Consider the following 19498-nt stretch of genomic DNA (forward strand, 5'->3'; position numbering starts at 1 on the left):
CCGCACCGGGCGCTCCGCATATCCGGGCCCTGACCGGGGCATACGCGCCCAATGGTCCGCGCCCCGTTCCGTGCCGCAGCCGACCGCGTCCGGCACCTCCTCAGCCCGTCCCCCCGCCCGAAGCGCACGTCGCGCAAGCCCGCCCCCGGCGACCTGAGGGAATCCGGCCACCCCAACCCGTACGTACGCGCCCTCTCCCTGCTCGCCGTCGTCGTGATCGGGGCCTGGCTCGGGCTGCTCGCCGTCGGGTCCATCCGTACGCCGGTCGGCCCCATGGACACCAACATGACCCTGCGGCCGTCCCTCACCGGCGGCAGCAAGATCAACGTGTCCCCGCTCGGCGCCCTGGAGCTGGACTCGCACATCGCCCCGCTCCGCCTCGACGTGGACGTGGACCGCCTCGACCCCGTGCGCTCGCAGGCCCTGGTGGACCAGCCGGAACGGTTCTCCGGCCTCCAGGACGAGGTCACCCGGGACGTCGCCGCCGGCACCCGGGAGCTGGCCGTGCGCTCCTGCGTCGCCGTGATCTCCGGGGCGACCGCGCTCGGCCTCGTCGTCTACCGCCGCCCGCGCCGCGCCCTGGCCGCCGGTGGGCTCGCCCTCACCCTGCTGGCCGCATCGGGCGTCAGCGCGTACGCGACCTGGAACCCGAAGTCCGTCCTGGAGCCCAAGTTCTCCGGGCTGCTCTCCAGCGCCCCGTCCCTCGTCGGCGACGCCCGGTCGATCGTCACCGAGTTCGACATCTACCAGCAGGAGCTGGCCCGCCTGGTCACCAACGTCACCCGGCTGTACGACGCCACCTCCACGCTCCCCGTCTACCAGCCGGACCCCGGCACCATCCGCGCCCTGCACGTCTCCGACATCCACCTCAACCCGGCGGCCTGGCACATCATCGCCTCGCTCGTGAAGCAGTACGAGATCGACGTGATCATCGACTCCGGGGACACGATGGACCACGGCTCGGCCGCCGAGAACGCCTTCCTCGACCCGATTCGCGACCTCGGGGCGCCGTACGTCTGGGTGCGCGGCAACCACGACTCGAAGGTCACGCAGGCGTACCTGGAGAAGTTCCGCAACGTCCGCGTCCTCGACAACGGCCGGACCGTGAACGTGGCCGGGCTCCGCATCGCCGGCACCGGCGATGCCTCCTTCACCCCGGACCGCACCAAGCCGGTCGGCGGCAAGGCGGCCGCGGAGCTGGAGGGCGCGCGCCTGGCGTCCGCCCTCCGCGACCAGGAGCAGGCCGGCACCCCGGTGGACATCGCGGTCGCCCACGACCCGAACACCGCCCGGCAGACCGACGGCACCGTCCCGCTGGTCCTCGCGGGCCACCTGCACAACCGGATCAACAAGCAGCTCAAGCTCGGGACGCGGCTCAAGGTCGAGGGCTCCACGGGCGGCGGCGGGCTGCGCGCGGTGCAGAACGACAAGCCCGAGAAGGTACGCGCCTCGGTGCTCTACCTGGACCGCGAGAGCCGCCGCCTCCAGGCCTGGGACGAGATCACGCTCGGCGGTCTCGGGCTGACGACCGCCGAGGTCAGCCGCCATCTCCCGGAGGAGAACCTGACGAAGGAGACCCCCGCCTCGCCCTCTCCCAGCCCGTCCCCGACGGGCTCTCCGACGCGGCCGACGCCCTCGCCGTAAACCGTTTTGGCGATAGCTCCACCCATCCCATATGCTTCTCACGTCCCCGACGCGCTGCAAAGCGAACAGGCGGGCCAATAGCCCTCATCGTCTAGTGGCCCAGGACGCCGCCCTTTCAAGGCGGTAGCACGGGTTCGAATCCCGTTGGGGGCACGTTTCACCGTGTGCGAGACTTGTTTCGCACATTGCTTGGTCCTGTGGAGCAGTTTGGAGTGCTCGCCACCCTGTCAAGGTGGAGGCCGCGGGTTCAAATCCCGTCAGGACCGCTTGCAGCCCCAGCGGCTGCGTGGCTGGGTAGCTCAGTTGGTACGAGCGATCGCCTGAAAAGCGATAGGTCGCCGGTTCGATCCCGGCCCCAGCCACCTCTCGAAGGCCCCGTCCATCAGACGGGGCCTTCGCCGTTCTCACCCCTCCCCGGCCTCCCCGGCCTCCCCGGCCTCCTTCACCGCCGGCTCGCGCCGCCGCCAGGCCCGTACGCCGAGAACCAGCAGCACCACCAGCACCACGGCCCCCAGCAGCACCGCGTCCGACACGCGCTCGCCCAGCTTCTGCGCCCACTGCTCCACCGCGAACGAGGCGTCGACCCCGAGCAGACCCGGCAGCGCGGTCGTCCCGTCGTAGACGAGGAAGAGCGCGCCGAGGCCGATGAAGAACAGGCCCGAGAGCAGCGAGGTCGTGTGCAGCTGGAACCGGCCGCCGAGCTGCACGGTCCGGCCGCGCAGCCAGGTGCGGCGGCCCAGGTCGAACCGCTCCCAGAGCAGGGCGAGTACGAAGAGGGGGAGCGCCATCCCGAGCGCGTAGACGGCCAGCAGCAGGCCCCCGTAGACCGGGCTGCCGCTGACCGCCGCCACGGTCAGGACGCTGCCGAGGATCGGGCCCGCGCAGAAGCCCGCGAGGCCGTAGACCGCGCCCAGGGCGTAGACGGAGAAGGCCGTGGTCGGGCGGATGCGGCCGCTGAGCGCGGCGATCCGCTTCGACGCGAAGCCCAGGCCGACGATCTGCGCGACGCCGAGCGCGATGATCAGCCAGCCCGCGCCCGTCACCAGGGCGTCGCGGTGCCCGTAGAAGAGCCGTCCCGCGTACGAACCGGCGGCGCCGAGCGGGACGAGGGTGGTGGCGAGCCCGGCGTAGAAGATGCCGGTACGGGCAAGCAGGCGCGAGGTGGAGTCGATGGAGTACGCGAAGAAGGCCGGGAGCAGCAGCGCGCTGCACGGGCTGACCAGGGCGAGCAGTCCGCCGAGGAAGGCCGCGAAGTAGCCGATGTCCGGGCTCACTTGGCGGAGTCCTCGGAGCCCTCGGAGCCCTTGGCCGTGCCCTCAGTGGCGCCTGCGCCCGCCTTGCCGGTGGTCTTCGCCTGTTCCGCCGCCGTCTCGATGGCCTGGGTGAACGTCTCCTTCGGCTGCGCCCCCGCGATCGGGCGGCCGTTGATCAGGAACGACGGGGTGGACGTGGCGCCGATCCCGTACGCCTGCTCCTGGTCCTTCGCGACGGCGGCGCGGGCGGCCTCGCCGTCCAGGTCCTTCATGAACCGGGCGAGGTCCTTGACCCCGGCCTCCTGCGCGAGGGCCTTGACCCGGTCCTTGTCGAACCCCTTCTCCTTCGCCCCTTCGGCGTAGGCGGCCGCGTGGAACTCCCAGAAGCGGTCCTGCTGCCCGGCGGCCCAGGCGCCACGGGCGGCGTTCTCGGACTCCTCGCCGAAGATCGGGAAGTTGCGCCACTCGATGCGCAGGGTCCCGTCCTCCACGTACTCCTTGATCAGCTCGGGCTCGGTGTCCCGGGCGAACTTGCCGCAGTAGCCGCACTTGAAGTCCGCGTACTCGATCAGGACGACGGGCGCGTCCGCACGGCCGACCGCCAGCTTGTCGCCGGCGTCGCGGCGGGCCAGCTTCGCGAGCTCGGGGTAGATGCCCGCCTGCGGGTCGGCGGAGACCTCGGCGGCGGGGGTGGTGGAGGTGTTCGACGAGGAGTTGTCGGGGGCGGTCGCCTTGTAGGAGGCGAAACCGAGGAGACCGGCGGCGACGACGATCACGGCGCCGTAGGCGAGGGGCTTCCGGGAGGACGGCTTGGTGTTCTTGGGCGTGGGCATGCGGCACTCCGTGCTGGTGGTGCGGAAGGAAGAAGGGGAAGGTGCGGGCCGGGCGCGGTGGCCCGGCCTACACCCGCAGCACGGAGAGCTCTACGGGGGTCGGTGTGGCCGGCACCGGGGCCCGGACCCGTATCCCCGACGGCGGCTCGGCCGGCAGGGCGCCCGTCGCGGCGGGCAGCCCCCAGGGCGCGAGGCCGGGGGCCTGGTCGTACGCGGCGCGGGCCCGGGTGGGGACGGCGGGCTCGCTGTCGTGGTCGCCGGGCTGCCCGCAGCCGGGGACCGGGGTGCCCGCGTCGGAGGCCTCCACGACGGGGGCGGGCTCCGCAGCAGTGACCGCGGCAGCCTCAACGACGCCCTCAGAGGGTGACGCGTCAGCATAAGAAGGAGCCGCGCCCGCCGGCCCGCCCAGCAGCCCCATCACGATCGCGAGCAGCGCCGTCAGGCAGCACCACTGCGTACGGGACACGGGACCGGCACCCTTCGTGCGGGAGGCTGAGCGTTCGACTGCCCGAAATGGTACGTGGCACGTGACGCAGTCCGCGCGAAATGAGGTCGCCACTCCCGAGGCCCGGGTGAGATCCTGGGATCCGTATGTCTACTTCCTTCGCCGATCTCCAGTCCCAGCTCGGACAGATCTCGCTCCGTGACGCGAACCGGCTCGGCCGGCGCCTCGAAGGAGCGCGCCGCATCCGCAAGCCCGAGGCCCGCCAGTCCGTGCTGGACGAGATCGCGGCCGAGGCGGGCAAGGCGGCCGAACGGCTCGCGACGCGCGCGGCCCGGCTGCCGGCCCTGTCGTACCCGGAAGAGCTGCCGGTCAGCCAGAAGAAGGACGAGATCCTGGAGGCGATACGCGACCACCAGGTCGTGATCGTCGCCGGTGAGACGGGGTCCGGGAAGACCACGCAGATCCCCAAGATCTGTATGGAGCTGGGGCGCGGCGTCCGGGGCATGATCGGGCACACCCAGCCCCGCCGGATCGCCGCCCGCACGGTCGCGGAGCGCGTCGCGGACGAGCTGAAGACGCCGCTGGGCGAGACCGTCGGCTGGAAGGTCCGCTTCACCGATCAGGTGAACCCGGAGTCGACGTATCTGAAGCTGATGACGGACGGCATCCTGCTCGCCGAGATCCAGACGGACCGCGAGCTGCTGGCGTACGACACGATCATCATCGACGAGGCCCACGAGCGGTCGCTGAACATCGACTTCCTGCTCGGCTATCTGGCCCGGCTGCTGCCGAAGCGCCCGGATCTGAAGGTCGTCATCACCTCGGCGACCATCGATCCGGAGCGGTTCGCGCGCCACTTCGGCGAGGCGCCGATCGTGGAGGTCAGCGGGCGGACGTACCCGGTGGAGGTCAGGTATCGCCCGCTCCTGGAAGAGGACAGCGAGGACTCCGACCGCGACCAGATCACCGCGATCTGCGACGCCGTCGACGAGCTGAGCCACGAGGCCCCCGGTGACGTCCTCGTCTTCCTCTCCGGCGAGCGCGAGATCCGGGACACGGCGGACGCGCTGAACAAGCGGAACCTCAGACATACCGAGGTGCTCCCCCTCTACGCGCGCCTCTCGCACGCCGAGCAGCACCGCGTGTTCCAGCGCCACACCGGACGCCGCATCGTCCTCGCGACCAACGTCGCCGAGACCTCGCTGACCGTCCCCGGCATCAAGTACGTAATCGACCCGGGCAACGCCCGCATCTCCCGCTACAGCCACCGCACCAAGGTCCAGCGGCTGCCGATCGAGCGGATCTCCCAGGCCAGCGCCAACCAGCGCAAGGGCCGCTGCGGCCGTACGTCGGACGGCATCTGCATCCGGCTGTACTCGGAGGACGACTTCGTCACCCGGCCGGAGTTCACCGATCCGGAGATCCTGCGGACCAACCTGGCCTCCGTCATCCTCCAGATGACCGCGGCCGGGCTCGGCGACATCGAGAAGTTCCCGTTCATCGACCCGCCGGACCACCGCAACATCCGCGACGGTGTGCAGCTCCTCCAGGAGCTGGGAGCGCTCGACCCGGGCGAGAAGGATCCGAAGAAGCGGCTCACCCCGCTCGGCCGCAAGCTCTCGCAGCTGCCCGTCGACCCGCGCCTGGCCCGGATGGTCATCGAGGCCGACAAGAACGGCTGCGCCCGCGAGGTCATGGTCATCGCCGCCGCGCTCTCCATCCAGGACCCGCGCGAGCGGCCCCAGGAGAAGCAGACGCAGGCCGACCAGAACCACGCCCGGTTCAAGGACGAGACGTCCGACTTCCTGGCGTACCTGAATCTGTGGCGCTATGTCCGTGAGCAGCAGAAGGAGCGTGGCTCGTCCTCGTTCCGCCGGATGTGCAAGCAGGAGTATCTGAACTTCCTGCGCATCCGCGAATGGCAGGACATCTACGCGCAGCTGCGTACGGTCGCGAAGCAGATGGGCATCGTCGTCGAGGAGCCGAAGGGCGACGCGTCGATTCCCGAGCAGGCGGTGCACACCTCGCTGCTGGCCGGGCTGCTGTCGCACATCGGGCTGAAGGACACCGAGAAGAACGAGTACCTGGGCGCGCGCAGCGCCAAGTTCGCGATCTTCCCCGGCTCGGCGCTGTTCAAGAAGCAGCCGCGGTTCGTGATGTCGGCGGAGCTGGTGGAGACCTCCCGGCTCTGGGCGCGGGTCAACGCCAAGGTGGAGCCCGAGTGGATCGAGCCGCTGGCGCAGCACCTGCTGAAGCGCACCTACAGCGAGCCGCACTGGGAGAAGGACCAGGCCGCGGTGATGGCGTACGAGCGGGTCACGCTCTACGGGGTGCCGATCATCGCCCAGCGCAAGATCAATTTCGGCCGGATCGACCAGGAGGCCTCGCGGGACCTGTTCATCCGCAACGCCCTGGTCGAGGGCGACTGGCGCACCCACCACCAGTTCTTCCACGACAACCGCAAACTCCTCGGCGAGGTAGAGGAGTTGGAGCACCGCGCCCGGCGCCGCGACATCCTCGTGGACGACGAGACGCTCTTCGACTTCTACGACCAGCGCATTCCGGAGCACATCGTCTCCGGGGCGCACTTCGACTCCTGGTGGAAGAACAAGAAGCGCGAGGAGCCGGACGCCCTCGACTTCGAGCGCTCCATGCTGATCAACGAGAAGGCCGGGGCCGTCACCAAGGACGACTACCCGGACTCCTGGCGGCAGGGGAAGCTCAAGTTCAAGGTGACGTACCAGTTCGAGCCCGGCGCGGACGCGGACGGGGTGACCGTCCACATCCCGCTCCAGGTGCTCAACCAGGTCACGTCCGAGGGCTTCGACTGGCAGATCCCGGGGCTGCGCGAGGAGGTCGTCACCGAGCTGATCCGCTCGCTGCCGAAGCCGATCCGCCGGCATTACGTCCCCGCCCCGAACTACGCCGACAAGTTCCTGGACCGGGCGGTCCCGCTCCAGGAGCCGCTGCCGTTCACCCTGGCGCGGGAGCTCCAGCGGATGGTCGGCGTCCCGGTCACGGCGGACGACTTCGACCTCTCCCGGGTCCCGGACCACCTGAAGATCACGTTCCGGATCGTCGACGAGCGGCGCCGCAAGGTGGCCGAGGACAAGGACCTGGAGGCGCTCAAGCTCCAGCTGCGCCCGAAGGCCCGCCAGGCGCTCTCCAAGGCCGCCGCGGCGACCGCCGGGCCCTCCGGAGAGTCCATCGAGCGCTCGGGCCTCACGGACTGGACGATCGGCACGCTGAACAAGGTCTTCGAGACCAGACGTGCCGGGCAGCCGGTGAAGGCGTACCCGGCCCTCGTGGACCAGGGCGACACCGTCGCCGTACGCCTCTTCGACACCGAGGCCGAGCAGCAGCAGGCGATGTGGCGCGGCACCCGGAAGCTGATCATGCTGAACATTCCGGTCAACCCGGCGAAGTTCGCCTCGGACCGGCTGAGCAATCAGCAGAAGCTCGCGCTGTCCCGCAATCCGCACGGCTCGGTCCAGGCCCTCTTCGAGGACTGCGCCACCGCCGCCGCCGACCGGCTGATCGCCGCGTACGGCGGGCCGGCGTGGGACGAGAAGGCGTTCCGGACGCTGTACGACAAGGTGCGCGCCGACCTGGTGGACCTGACCGTCCGCACGATCGACCAGGTGCAGCAGATCCTGGCCGCCTGGCAGGCCTGTGAGCGCCGGCTGAAGTCGACGAACAGCCTGACGCTGGTCGCCAACGTCACCGACGTACGGGAGCAGCTGGCCCGTCTCGTACCGCCCGGTTTCGTTACGGCCACCGGACTGCGTCGGCTGCCCGACCTGATGCGGTACCTCGTGGCGGCCGACCGGCGGCTCCAGCAGATGCCGACGGCCGTCCAGCGGGACACCACGCGGATGGCGAAGGTCCACGAGATGCAGGACGAGTACGCGTGGCTGCTCGAACAGCTCCCGCAGGGACGGCCGGTGGGGCAGGAGGTGCTGGACGTCCGCTGGATGATCGAGGAGCTGCGGGTCAGCTACTTCGCGCACGCGCTGGGCACGGCGTTCCCCGTCTCGGACAAGCGGATCGTGAAGGCGATCGACGCGCTCGCGCCCTGAGACAGGGGCTTCGCGCCCTCAAAACGGGGGTGGTGAGGCTGTGACGGCGTCACCACCAGGAGTGAAGTCGACCTGGGCCTCCCACCTCCTGTACAGTCTGGTTTCGCAGCAAGCCGCAAGGCAAGCGGCGAAAACCTGGTCCTGTGGAGCAGTTTGGAGTGCTCGCCACCCTGTCAAGGTGGAGGCCGCGGGTTCAAATCCCGTCAGGACCGCAGTGCCGAAAGCCCGGATCGTTTCGATCCGGGCTTTCGTGCGTCTTGACGGCGCCTTCCGCCGCGGGTACCCCGTAGGGACGAGGCTGTCCCTGTTTCCCTCGGCGAGGGGCGGCCGGGCCCACCGGGAGGTGGCTCACATGTCCGCGTCCACAGCACGACACGAGACCCGCGCACTGCTCCGCGCCCATCTGGCCGCCGCTTACGGCTACGGCCACCTCACCCGCCACTGCCCGGTCTGCCACCGGCTCCTGCGCCTCGCCATGGAGCCAGGCGACGGGGAGGGCGACCGGGAGCCCCGTGGCCCCGGGGCAGCCGCGGAGCCTCCGTACGGGCCGCAGGAGCCCCGGGAGCGCGCCGCGAGCCCGTCGGCGGCCGAGGACGCCCCCGCCGAGTCGGCCGGGGACGAGGACGAAAGACCCTCCGCTCCATGACCATCGGCCGGATGATTCCGCGTCCGGACAGTGGCAGGCTCGTAGTTGGCAAGCATCAGGCAGTGTGACGGGTGTCACCGAAAGAGTTTTCAGACCGGGGTACTTTACGCCTGTCCTACAACTGGCGAATTTAATATGTGCAATTGCACCACCCCGGCCGTTCGACCGGACCGTTCCGTCCGGGGCTGTCCCACCGAGTCCGGGACGCTCACCCACACTCCCGCACAGACCCGCTCACAGACCCACGAAGGGCGCCGGGACGGACGGCGGGCCCTGCGCAGCGCGGGCCGGTGGACGGCCCGGAAGCCGACCGACCACCCGGTTATCGTTCAGCCGTCCTCAGGCCCCTCACAGGGTGTACGAGGGGCGTACGCGGGCACGAGAGGCCCCGGAGGCGCGGCGCCGGCCCAGAGGCTCCAGGGCACAAAAAGATCGCGCTGGACCCGGCGGAGTCCAGCGCGATCAAAAACGACGTACCCGTACACAGGTATGACGCCCGTTGGGGCAGGCGTCCGTCGAGTGGAGCTATGTATGGGCGGCCTCGGGTTGGGGGACCTGGCGGCTGCCCGGTTGTGATGCCGTACTGCTGTTGAGCTGCGAAGCAGGGGTGTGTCAGGCCTCGCTGCGCTGCTGCGGAATACCCGCAAGCAGTGCGCGGACCTCTGCCTCGCGGTACCGGCGGTGTCCACCGAGCGTGCGGATGGACGTGAGCTTGCCAGCCTTGGCCCAACGGGTGACCGTCTTCGGGTCCACGCGGAACATCGTGGCAACCTCAGCCGGGGTCAGCAGCGGCTCGGCATCAGGGGTGCGAGCGGTCATGAGCGGCCTCCTCGGGAGAACCGAACCTTCTCGGTTCTTTCCTCTAAATTCTGCACCTTGACCCGCGTTGCCCGAAATGGCGGACGCGGGCCGAGTCGGTTATAGGACGAACGGCTTGTCCTCGGCACTACAACTACACCATCCGTCCAGCCGCGTCGGCCAAACCGATGGAATTGCCCTCCCAGGTGTTCATCAGCGACGGAAGCCGATGGACCATGCCATAGCGGACAGTCACACCACCGTGACGATCAGTCACAGAGCGATCAGGAGTCGTCAGACCCCCCATAGAGTGCAATGCTGAGCATTCCGCCCTTACTTGGACGGAAGGAGCCCTCCCCGGACTCCTTGTCCTATTTTGGCACGAGGAGTAGGGATAGGCGCAAGGGCCCCGTTAGTGCTATCCATCACGCTTGAGGCAAAGGCCCGGTTCGGGACGTAGGTCCTGGGCCGGGAGGCGTACTCTTCCGCCCCACCCACCACACGTGTCCCACGGGACGCGGGTTCACGGCCCGTCAGCTCTCTCCTCCTTCCCGCACTTCGCCCGGTCCGCCCGGCCTTCCGCCGGTCCGCCCGGCCTTCCGGTCCGTCCTGGATGAAGGATGCCCCGGTTCCGTCACGTTGATGCCGCTGTGGGTCTTTTCACGTCAATTGGTGAACTGGCGGTCCCGCACCGCCCGCCACCGTTCCGCGAGCCGCGCGTACGCCTCCCCGGCGCCCTCGCTGTCCCCGTTCCCCAGCGCCGCGAGCCCCTCCGCCACATCCGCGGCCGACCGGTCCCCGGCGAGCTGCCCGGCGGGAAGCGCGTGCACCAGGCCCCCGTAGTCCAGCTCCACGAGCGAGCGCGGATGGAACTCCTCCAGCCAGCGCCCCACGTCCACCAGCCCCTCGGTGAGGGGGCCGTCGGCGACGTTCTCCCGCAGCGTCCGCAGCCCCCGGGCCAGCCGGCGCCGGGCCTCCACCATCGGCGTCCGGTAGCGCAGCACCGGCTCCCCGCCCTCGCCGTCGGCCGCCGCGTACTCCCGCTCCTCGTCCCGGAAGAGGACGAACCACCGCACCGGGACCTGCCACACCGTCGTACGGATCCACGGCCGCGCGTCCGGGTTCCGGCGCTGCCAGCGCTCATGGTCCGCCCGCGCCTGACCCCGAACCACCCCGGGCAGCAGGGCGTCCAGCACGTTGGCCGGAAACATTCCCCCCTGCCCGCCCGTCCCCTCCAGCTCCTCCAGCGCGAGCCACCCCCGCAGCCGGGTCCGCCACGGGCAGACGCACACCACCCCGTCCAGCTCCGCCACGAACGCGTCGCCGCTCTCGTGCACGGGCACCCCGACCGGCGGGGTCGGCACCAAGTCGGCCAGCGAGCGGCGCAGTTCGTCCTGGGCGGTGGGCAGCACCGGGCGCTGCGCGTAACGGGCCCAGTGACTGCGCTCGGGCTCCGCGAAGGCGGCGAGCGGCTCGTACACCCGGAGGTAGGACGTGTAAGGGACGAGCACTGAAGACACCACCGACATGCAGCGCATCGTGCCACGCCGGTGCACCCCCTTGGGGTGATCCTCGGCACGGGGGCAGATCCGCGCCGCCGGAGGACTTACGCTCTTGCCCATCGGACCGGCCGTGCCGGTCGGTCCAGGGCTCTCCCCACCCCTAGGAGAGCCTTCCGCCGCTTCGTACTTGGGAGTCACCACAGTGACCGATGTGACTAACGGCGTCCTGCACACCCTGTTCCACTCGGATCAGGGGGGCCACGAGCAAGTCGTGATCTGCCAGGACCGTGCCACCGGCCTCAAGGCCGTCATCGCCCTCCACAACACCGCCCTCGGCCCCGGCCTCGGCGGTACCCGCTTCTACCCGTACGCGACCGAGGCCGAGGCCGTCGCCGACGCGCTGAACCTGTCGCGCGGGATGTCGTACAAGAACGCCCTGGCCGGGCTCGACCACGGTGGCGGCAAGGCCGTCATCATCGGCGACCCGGAGAAGATCAAGACCGAGGAACTCCTCCTGGCCTACGGCCGGTTCGTCGCCTCGCTCGGCGGCCGGTACGTCACCGCCTGCGATGTCGGCACCTACGTCGCCGACATGGACGTCGTCGCCCGGGAGTGCCGCTGGACCACCGGCCGCTCCCCCGAGAACGGCGGCGCCGGCGACTCCTCCGTCCTCACCGCCTTCGGCGTCTTCCAGGGCATGCGGGCCTCGGCCCAGCACCTGTGGGGCGACCCGACGCTGCGCGGCCGCAAGGTCGGTGTCGCCGGGGTCGGCAAGGTGGGCCACCACCTCGTCGAGCACCTGCTCGCCGACGGGGCCGAGGTCGTGATCACCGATGTCCGCGAGGAGTCGGTGCGCCGCATCACCGATCTGCACCCCGAGGTCACCGTGGTGGCCGACACCGAGACCCTGATCCGCACCGAGGGCCTCGACATCTACGCGCCCTGCGCGCTCGGCGGCGCCCTCAACGACGAGACCGTGCCGGTGCTCACGGCGAAGGTGGTCTGCGGCGCGGCCAACAACCAGCTGGCCCACCCGGGCGTCGAGAAGGACCTGGCCGACCGGTCGGTTCTCTACGCCCCCGACTACGTGGTCAACGCCGGTGGCGTGATCCAGGTCGCCGACGAGCTGCACGGGTTCGACTTCGACCGGTGCAAGGCGAAGGCCACGAAGATCTTCGACACCACGCTGGAAATATTCGCACGTGCGAAGGCAGACGGGATTCCGCCCGCCGCCGCGGCCGACCGGATCGCCGAACAGCGGATGGCCGAGGCGCGCGGCCGCTGACGCGCACACGTACGACCCGCGTACGACCCGTGTGCGGATACGCGTACGACCCGCAGGCCGGCGGGAGACAAGACTCACGCCGGTCGGCGGGTCGTGCGTACAGAAGAGGTTAAAATCGCAGTTGACCAGCGGGGACGGGGCTCCTCACTGGCCCTGCACCGGGGCGCAAGACGCGGGCGGCGTACCGTATGGCCACGGAAGCAGGTACCGTTAAAGCCCTACGGGCGCGGTCTCTCTGTCGAGAGTCCGTCCTGAAACATGAACGCGTGTCAAGACTCTGGGGCCGTCGAGCCCCGTCACCGAGGGGGTCGAGCCATGGGGCGCGGCCGGGCAAAGGCCAAGCAGACCAAGGTCGCCCGCCAGCTGAAGTACAGCAGCGGCGGGACGGACCTGTCGCGTCTGGCCAATGAGCTGGGCGCATCGCCTTCGAGTCAGCCACCGAACGCCGAGCCGTTCGAGGACGACGACGAGGAAGATGACCCGTACGCACAGTACGCGGATCGCTACAACCAGGACGATGACGAGGATCAGGACGACCAGTCCGGTCCGTCGTCACAGCGCCGCGGCGCTTGACCTCGCGCTGACACATCAACCCGGTCCGGACCTGCCCCGGGCCGGGTTCTGTGTGTCCTGATCCGGGTCCGGAGTCTTCGGTGTGCTGATCCGGGTCCGACGCCTTCGGTGTGCGCCGGGCGCGGAGCCCGGCGCACACCGCGACGTACGGTTCAGCGTGCGTAGCTGCCGGTCAGCTCGGCGCCCGTGGTGCGGTCACCGCGGTCGGTGATCTCACCGGCGACCCAGGAGTCGACACCGCGGTCGGCCAGGGTCGTCAGCGCGGCGTCCACCGAGTCGGCCGGGACGATCGCGATCATGCCGACGCCCATGTTCAGCGTCTTCTCCAGCTCCATCTGCTCGACCTGGCCGGCCTTGCCGACGAGGTCGAAGACCGCGCCCGGCGTCCAGGTGGAGCGGTCCACGGTGGCGTGCAGCCCGGCCGGGATGACCCGGGCCAGGTTGTTCGCCAGGCCGCCGCCGGTGACGTGGCTGAAGCCGTGCACCTCGGTCGTGCGGGTGAGCGCCAGGCAGTCCAGGGAGTAGATCCTGGTCGGCTCCAGGAGCTCCTCGCCGAGCGTCCGGCCGAACTCCTCGACCTCGCGGTCCAGCGTCCAGCCGGCCCGGTCGAAGACCACGTGGCGGACGAGCGAGTACCCGTTCGAGTGAAGTCCGGAGGACGCCATCGCGATGACGGCGTCACCCTTGCGGATACGGTCCGGGCCGAGCAGCCGGTCGGCCTCGACCACGCCCGTACCGGCGCCGGCGACGTCGAAGTCGTCCGGGCCGAGCAGACCCGGGTGTTCGGCCGTCTCACCGCCGACCAGGGCGCAGCCCGCGAGGACGCAGCCCTCGGCGATGCCCTTGACGATCGCCGCGACACGCTCGGGGTGCACCTTGCCGACGCAGATGTAGTCGGTCATGAAGAGCGGCTCGGCACCGCAGACGACGAGGTCGTCCACGACCATGCCGACGAGGTCGTGGCCGATGGTGTCGTACACGCCCATCTGACGCGCCAGGTCCACCTTCGTCCCGACACCGTCGGTGGCGGAGGCGAGGAGCGGACGCTCGTAGCGCTTGAGCGCCGAGGCGTCGAAGAGGCCGGCGAAGCCGCCGAGCCCGCCGAGGCCTGCGACCTCGGGGCGCTGCGTCTTCTTCACCCACTCCTTCATCAGCTCGACGGCACGGTCACCGGCTTCGATGTCGACGCCGGCCGCCGCGTAGGAGGCACCTGTTGTCTCAGACATGGCCTGGGATCTTTCGTGTGGAGATACGGGGCTGGTGGGAGGGGCGGCGGCGCGTCCGGGTCACGGACGGCGCAGCGCGTCGGCCGCGGCGGTGGCCGCGGGTCCTGCCGCCAGCTCGGTCTCCAGCAGCTGCTTGCCGAGCAGCTCCGGGTCCGGGAGGTCCATGGGGTACTCACCGTCGAAGCAGGCGCGGCACAGGTTGGGCTTGTCGATGGTCGTCGCCTCGATCATGGAGTCGATCGAGATGTACGAGAGGGAGTCGGCCCCCATCGAGGTGCAGATCTCGTCGACGGTCATGCCGTTGGCGATCAGCTCGGCGCGGGTGGCGAAGTCGATCCCGAAGAAGCAGGGCCACTTCACCGGCGGCGAGGAGATCCGGATGTGGATCTCGGCGGCTCCGGCCTCGCGGAGCATCCGGACCAGGGCGCGCTGGGTGTTGCCGCGGACGATCGAGTCGTCGACGACCACCAGGCGCTTGCCCTTGATAACTTCCTTCAGCGGGTTCAGCTTGAGCCGGATACCGAGCTGGCGGATGGTCTGCGAGGGCTGGATGAAGGTCCGGCCGACGTAGGCGTTCTTGACCAGTCCGGCGCCGAACGGAATCCCGCTGGCCTCCGCGTACCCAATCGCGGCGGGGGTGCCGGATTCCGGGGTCGCTATGACCAGATCCGCCTCGACGGGGGCTTCGGCGGCCAGGCGCCGGCCCATCTCCACCCGGGAGAGGTAGACGTTCCGGCCGGCGATGTCGGTGTCGGGACGGGCCAGGTAGACGTACTCGAAGACACAGCCCTTGGGCTTCGCTTCTGCGAAGCGGGAGGTGCGCAGGCCGTTCTCGTCGATGGCGATGAGCTCGCCCGGCTCGATCTCGCGTACGTAACTGGCGCCGCAGATGTCGAGTGCGGCGGACTCGGAGGCGACCACCCAGCCGCGCTCCAGGCGGCCGAGCACCAGCGGGCGGATGCCCTGCGGGTCACGGGCGGCGTAGAGGGTGTGCTCGTCCATGAAGACGAGCGAGAACGCGCCCTTGACGTCGGGGAGCACCTTGGCGGCGGCTTCCTCGATGGTCAGCGGCTTGTCGTTCTCGTCGCGCTGCCCGGCGAGCAGCGCGGTCACCAGGTCGGTGTCGTTGGTCGCGGCGACCTGGGTGGCGCGGCCGTCCTTGCGGGGGAGGTCGGCGACCATCTCCGCGAGCTGGGCCGTGTTGACCAGGTTCCCGTTGTGGCCGAGGGCGATCGAGCCGTGCGCGGTGGCACGGAACGTCGGCTGCGCGTTCTCCCACACCGAGGCACCGGTGGTGGAGTAGCGGGCATGACCGACCGCGATATGGCCCTGGAGGGAACCCAGAGACGTTTCGTCGAAGACCTGCGAGACCAGTCCCATGTCCTTGAAGACGAGGATCTGGGACCCGTTGCTCACTGCGATGCCCGCGGATTCCTGTCCGCGGTGCTGCAGGGCATACAGTCCGAAATAGGTGAGCTTGGCGACCTCTTCACCCGGAGCCCAGACACCGAAGACGCCACAAGCGTCCTGGGGGCCTTTCTCTCCGGGGAGCAGGTCGTGGTTGAGTCGTCCATCACCACGGGGCACGAAACCGAGTGTAGGCGAGATCGACCACTGGTCCGAATTGGGTACCGGTCGGCAAAGCAGGTACGGAACACGGGGAACGGTTCGACGGGACGCGGAGGTGACGCGGGGAACGGGTGATTCGCGGGGCTTCGGGTGGTCACGTTGCGTGATCGCCGGATGGGCGCCACGGACCCCGCCGAGCGGGTGCGGCGCTCACTGCCGGGCCCGGAGGCCGGTTACCGGCAGGTAGGGGCGGTGGGCGGGGACCCGGCGGCGGCCGTCCGGCCGTGGCGCTCGGTGAACCCGCCCCGAACCCGCCCCGGCCGTCGGCCGAACGCTCGTTTCGTGGTGAGCCTCACACCGAGGGGCCGGATTCAGCCGTGCTCCTGGGTGCCCTCGGTCGACGGTGTGCCCTCGGTCGACTGTGTGCCCTCGGTCGTCGTGGGGGTGGCCGTGGCGCCGATGCCCTTGCCGTCCTTCGACGTGACGGTGAGCGTGGAGCCCTTGATCGTGTACGTCGCCGGGCCGTCCAGGGCCGCGAGGACCGCGCGCTCCGTCTCCATCTCGGCCTCCGGGCACATCTTCCGGGTGCCGGCCGGCGGGCCGAAGGTGATCGTGGAGCCCTTGACCTCGGCCTTGCCGTGGAAGGAGTTGCAGCCGGAGTTGCCGTGCACGGTGCCGTCCTCGCCGAAGGTCAGGTGGGGCACCCGGTCCTTCGGGAGGCCGGCGGGCACGGAGGCCGCCGTCTCGCCGCTGAGCAGGGTGGTCACCGCCCACCGGGTGCCGGCCAGGGCGGCCGGCTTCTCCTCGCTGAGCGCGAAGGTGTCGCCGCCCTCGGTGGCGAGGGTCAGCTTCTCGCCGGAGAGCTTTGCGGTGACCTCGCCGTCCATCGCGGCGAGGGCGGCCTTCTCGGCCTTCTCGGTGGCCTCGTCGCACGCCATCTGCGTGGAGACGGGCTTGCCGAAGGTGATCCGGTCGCCCTTGACCTGGGCGTCCGCGCTGATGTGGTTGCACCCGAAGCCGGCCTTGGCCCGGCCCTTCGGGTCGAACTCCAGCCGGGAGCCCTCCGGGACCTCGGTCTTCTTCCCGTCGACGGTGAGGGAGTCGACGCTCCACGCCACACCCGTGACGGGCACATCGCTCTGCACGGTGTCGCTGCCGTCCCCGCCGTCGCCGCCGGAGCCGGAACCCGGCTCCGTACCGCAGGCGGCGAGGGTGAGGAGGGCCAGGACGCTGACGCTGACTGCCATACGTTGTGTGCGCATGGCGATGTGACGGGACGGGCCCCCGATCCGGTTCCGTCGCCTCCAGTTCCGTCGCTTGCGCTACGAGGCGGCTCAGCCCATCAGGGGTAGCAGCTCCGCCAGATCGGCGCGCTCGCCGCTCGCGCTGACCTCGGCGTCCGCCAGGGCCCGCGCCCACTCCGTACGCCCGGTGGCGAGCCGGATCCAGGTCAGGGCGCCGGTCTCCACGACGTTGGGCGGGGTGCCCCGGGTGTGCTTGGGGCCGCCGATGCACTGGACCACCGCGAACGGCGGGACGCGCACCTCGACCGAACCGCCGGGCGCCCGGTCGGCGAGGGTGTCCGCCAGCAGCCGGACGCAGGCCGCCAGCGCCTGCCGGTCGTACGGGATCTCCAGGCCGAGCGCCTCGTTCAGGTCGTCCGTGTGGACGGTCAGCTCGACGGTCCGGGTGACCAGGAAGTCGGCCAGCCGCATGGACCCGACCCGGGTGGTCAGCAGCCGGTCCCCCGTGCCGGAGGCCGGGACGTCCGCGAGGAAACCCGCCTCCACCTCCGCGTACAGCGCCGCGAGATCGGGGCGCCCGGTCGCCAGGTCCTCGACGTCCTCGTCGATCCGGGCGGCGTACGCGGAAGTGGCGGGCGGCCACTGGAGGAGGGTGAGCCCGGGCTTCGGTCCGGGCGGCTCCGGCAGGGCCAGGGCCCGGCTCACCCCGCCCAGGACCATCGCCACATGCGCGGCGAGCTCGCGCACCGTCCAGTCGCCGAGCCGGGTCGGCTGGGCGAGCTGCTCGGGCGTCAACGCGGCGACGGCGTCGCGGACATGGGCGAACTGGGCGAGAACCGCGGTCCGGGTCCTGAAGTGGTCGTAGGCGCGCGGGCGCTTCTTGGCCGGGGGCATGGGGGCGAGACTAACCGGCCGCACCGACATCGGTGCCGACGGTGAACGTCTCCCCGTTCGCGGGTACTCCGACGCCCCGCCAGGTGAACGGGACACCCCGGGCGTCATCGGGGTCGGGGCCGTCCATCAGGTGGAAGTGGAGGTGGGGCTCGGTGGTGTTGCCGGAGTTGCCCACGCGCCCGATCTCCTGGCCGGCGCGGACCCGGTCACCGGCAGCCACCTTCAGCGAGCCGCGCCGGACGTGGGCGTAGGCCGCGTACGTACCGCCGCCGAGGTCCAGGATCACGTGGTTTCCGAGGACGCGGTGCACGCCGAGGACCGAGCGGACGCTGCCCTCGATGACCATCAGATAGGCGAGGGCGGGCAGCGAGGTGCGGCTGAAGTGGTCCCGCTGTCCGTCGCTCGCCCGGACGACCGTCGCGTCGGCCACCGCGAGCAGCGGGGCGCCGAAGGCCGGGAAGGCGCGGTTGCGGCGGAAGAGCGGCCACACCCAGCGGAATGGCGGCCGGGCGGGGGGCTCCCCATCCCCAACCTCGGGCTCGGCCACGATGTCGATCGCGTACGCCTGCCCGTACACGTGTACCCCGTGGCTCGGGACCTTGTCGGCCGGGCTGTTGAGGGCCGTCCAGCGGCCGGTCACCGGCGGGGCGACCTCGACCGGGTCACGCGGCTCGCCCCGGGGCGCTCCGGCCCCGGCCTGGAGCGCGAGCACCGCCATCAGGAGGAAGAAGGCCAGCGCCGCCGGCAGCACCGTGGTCACCCAGCCCGGGCCGGGCAGGTCCACGAAGAACTCGGCGACCACCAGCGCGATCAGCACCATCCAGGCGATCCGGTGGGCCTTCTCCACAACAGTGCGGACGGACATGTCTCCCCCATGGCGTCGTGTCGGTCGTTCATGGCGTCGTGTCGGTCTCTGCGGTCAGGGCCGCGCCGCCGTCAGCACCACCAGCAGCGGCACGACCCGGGCGGGCGGCACCTCGTACCTGCCTCGTCCGGCCGCGTGCAGCCAGCCCGCGCCGGTCAGTTGGCGCAGGTGGTGGTAGATCTGGCCGGTGGTGCCGGCCCCGTCGAGCGCGGCCAGTTCGGCGGCCGTCCTCAGGCCGCCGAGGATCTCGCGGAGCAGGCGCAGCCGGACCGGGTGGCCCAGCGCGGCGAACGACTCGGCGGCGTCCGCCCAGTCCCCGTCGAACAGGGCCTCGGTGAAGGCGCCGTACTGCCACCCGTACTGCTCACCGGTGGGCAGCCGGACCGAGCCCGTGTAGAGCACTCCCCCGTCGGCCCCGGCCTCCCCGGCGTCGGCGAGCTGCTGTTTCAGCCCTTCCAGCGCCCAGAAGTCGCCGTCTCCCAGGCGGGGAGACGCGGACTCCGGGTCCTGCCGCTCCAGTGCCGTGAGCCGCCTCTCCAGCTCGGCGACACGCTGCTCCAGCTCCATGACACCAACCTTACGTAATTACGTAATTTGCATCAAGAGGTCCGTCAAGGGGGTTCGGGGGAAGGCCGAAGCCCC

General features: G+C 70.5%; 16 protein-coding genes and 4 tRNA genes. 9 read left to right on the plus strand and 11 right to left on the minus strand.

What is annotated here, in order from left to right; translation table 11 throughout:
- The first annotated feature begins 51 nt into the window (after positions 1 to 51).
- From R2B67_RS16715 to R2B67_RS16730, 4 genes are all read left to right on the plus strand, one after another.
- The gene (locus R2B67_RS16715; protein ID WP_317819171.1) at positions 52 to 1644 is read left to right on the plus strand and encodes a metallophosphoesterase family protein; all 1593 of its coding nucleotides are present in this window, start codon (positions 52 to 54) and stop codon (positions 1642 to 1644) included.
- 80 nt (positions 1645 to 1724) lie between these two features.
- Positions 1725 to 1797, plus strand: a tRNA-Glu gene (locus tag R2B67_RS16720).
- Between the two features lie 38 nt (positions 1798 to 1835).
- A tRNA-Asp gene (locus tag R2B67_RS16725) sits at positions 1836 to 1910 on the plus strand.
- A 22-nt stretch (positions 1911 to 1932) separates the two neighbouring features.
- A tRNA-Phe gene (locus tag R2B67_RS16730) sits at positions 1933 to 2006 on the plus strand.
- A gap of 42 nt (positions 2007 to 2048) precedes the next feature.
- Here the strand turns inward: R2B67_RS16730 and R2B67_RS16735 are convergent.
- From R2B67_RS16735 to R2B67_RS16745, 3 genes are all read right to left on the minus strand, one after another.
- Positions 2049 to 2918, minus strand: coding sequence for a cytochrome c biogenesis CcdA family protein (locus R2B67_RS16735; protein ID WP_317819173.1), 870 nt, complete (start codon positions 2916 to 2918; stop codon positions 2049 to 2051).
- Complete coding sequence (locus tag R2B67_RS16740; RefSeq protein ID WP_317819175.1) at positions 2915 to 3730, minus strand: DsbA family protein; 816 nt, start codon at positions 3728 to 3730, stop codon at positions 2915 to 2917. The genes R2B67_RS16735 and R2B67_RS16740 overlap by 4 nt, the downstream gene beginning before the upstream one ends.
- A gap of 67 nt (positions 3731 to 3797) precedes the next feature.
- Positions 3798 to 4196 (minus strand): hypothetical protein, encoded by a 399-nt coding sequence (locus R2B67_RS16745; protein ID WP_317819177.1) that lies wholly within the window; start codon positions 4194 to 4196, stop codon positions 3798 to 3800.
- 125 nt (positions 4197 to 4321) lie between these two features.
- Between R2B67_RS16745 and hrpA the strand changes: the two genes are divergently transcribed.
- The 3 genes from hrpA (at position 4322) to R2B67_RS16760 (ending at position 8900) form a co-directional block, all read left to right on the plus strand.
- On the plus strand, positions 4322 to 8254 hold the full coding sequence (gene hrpA, locus R2B67_RS16750) for an ATP-dependent RNA helicase HrpA (protein ID WP_317819178.1): 3933 nt from the start codon (positions 4322 to 4324) through the stop codon (positions 8252 to 8254).
- Between the two features lie 137 nt (positions 8255 to 8391).
- Positions 8392 to 8466 (plus strand) — tRNA-Asp (locus tag R2B67_RS16755).
- A gap of 140 nt (positions 8467 to 8606) precedes the next feature.
- Positions 8607 to 8900 (plus strand): DUF6274 family protein, encoded by a 294-nt coding sequence (locus R2B67_RS16760; RefSeq protein ID WP_317819179.1) that lies wholly within the window; start codon positions 8607 to 8609, stop codon positions 8898 to 8900.
- Between the two features lie 612 nt (positions 8901 to 9512).
- Here the strand turns inward: R2B67_RS16760 and bldC are convergent.
- Positions 9513 to 9719, minus strand: a complete 207-nt coding sequence (bldC, locus tag R2B67_RS16765) for a developmental transcriptional regulator BldC (RefSeq protein WP_003949541.1) — start codon at positions 9717 to 9719, stop codon at positions 9513 to 9515.
- A 644-nt stretch (positions 9720 to 10363) separates the two neighbouring features.
- The gene (locus R2B67_RS16770; RefSeq protein WP_030574476.1) at positions 10364 to 11227 is read right to left on the minus strand and encodes a DUF8083 family protein; all 864 of its coding nucleotides are present in this window, start codon (positions 11225 to 11227) and stop codon (positions 10364 to 10366) included.
- A 175-nt stretch (positions 11228 to 11402) separates the two neighbouring features.
- On the opposite strand from R2B67_RS16770, the gene R2B67_RS16775 reads away from it, so the two are divergent.
- Complete coding sequence (locus R2B67_RS16775; protein WP_317819183.1) at positions 11403 to 12485, plus strand: Leu/Phe/Val dehydrogenase; 1083 nt, start codon at positions 11403 to 11405, stop codon at positions 12483 to 12485.
- Positions 12486 to 12800: 315 nt separating this feature from the next.
- On the plus strand, positions 12801 to 13058 hold the full coding sequence (locus tag R2B67_RS16780; protein WP_007447468.1) for a DUF3073 domain-containing protein: 258 nt from the start codon (positions 12801 to 12803) through the stop codon (positions 13056 to 13058).
- A gap of 152 nt (positions 13059 to 13210) precedes the next feature.
- Here R2B67_RS16780 and purM read toward each other — a convergent pair whose 3' ends face one another.
- The 6 genes from purM to R2B67_RS16810 all read right to left on the minus strand — a co-directional run bounded on the left by purM (position 13211) and on the right by R2B67_RS16810 (position 19423).
- The gene (purM, locus tag R2B67_RS16785; RefSeq protein WP_317819186.1) at positions 13211 to 14284 is read right to left on the minus strand and encodes a phosphoribosylformylglycinamidine cyclo-ligase; all 1074 of its coding nucleotides are present in this window, start codon (positions 14282 to 14284) and stop codon (positions 13211 to 13213) included.
- Positions 14285 to 14344: 60 nt separating this feature from the next.
- Positions 14345 to 15871, minus strand: a complete 1527-nt coding sequence (gene purF / locus R2B67_RS16790; protein ID WP_030574482.1) for an amidophosphoribosyltransferase — start codon at positions 15869 to 15871, stop codon at positions 14345 to 14347.
- A gap of 353 nt (positions 15872 to 16224) precedes the next feature.
- Positions 16225 to 17115: an META domain-containing protein gene (locus R2B67_RS16795; protein ID WP_317819187.1), complete on the minus strand. Its 891-nt coding sequence runs from the start codon at positions 17113 to 17115 to the stop codon at positions 16225 to 16227.
- Positions 17116 to 17187: 72 nt separating this feature from the next.
- Positions 17188 to 17991: a maleylpyruvate isomerase family mycothiol-dependent enzyme gene (locus tag R2B67_RS16800; RefSeq protein WP_317819189.1), complete on the minus strand. Its 804-nt coding sequence runs from the start codon at positions 17989 to 17991 to the stop codon at positions 17188 to 17190.
- A 10-nt stretch (positions 17992 to 18001) separates the two neighbouring features.
- Positions 18002 to 18856, minus strand: coding sequence for a M23 family metallopeptidase (locus R2B67_RS16805; protein WP_317819190.1), 855 nt, complete (start codon positions 18854 to 18856; stop codon positions 18002 to 18004).
- Between the two features lie 54 nt (positions 18857 to 18910).
- Entirely contained in the window at positions 18911 to 19423 is a 513-nt protein-coding gene (locus R2B67_RS16810) for an ArsR/SmtB family transcription factor (protein ID WP_030574494.1), read from the minus strand.
- Between the last annotated feature and the right edge of the window lie 75 nt (positions 19424 to 19498).

Source organism: Streptomyces cyaneofuscatus (assembly GCF_033109485.1).
In the GTDB taxonomy this organism is placed as follows: Bacteria; Actinomycetota; Actinomycetes; order Streptomycetales; family Streptomycetaceae; genus Streptomyces; species Streptomyces cyaneofuscatus.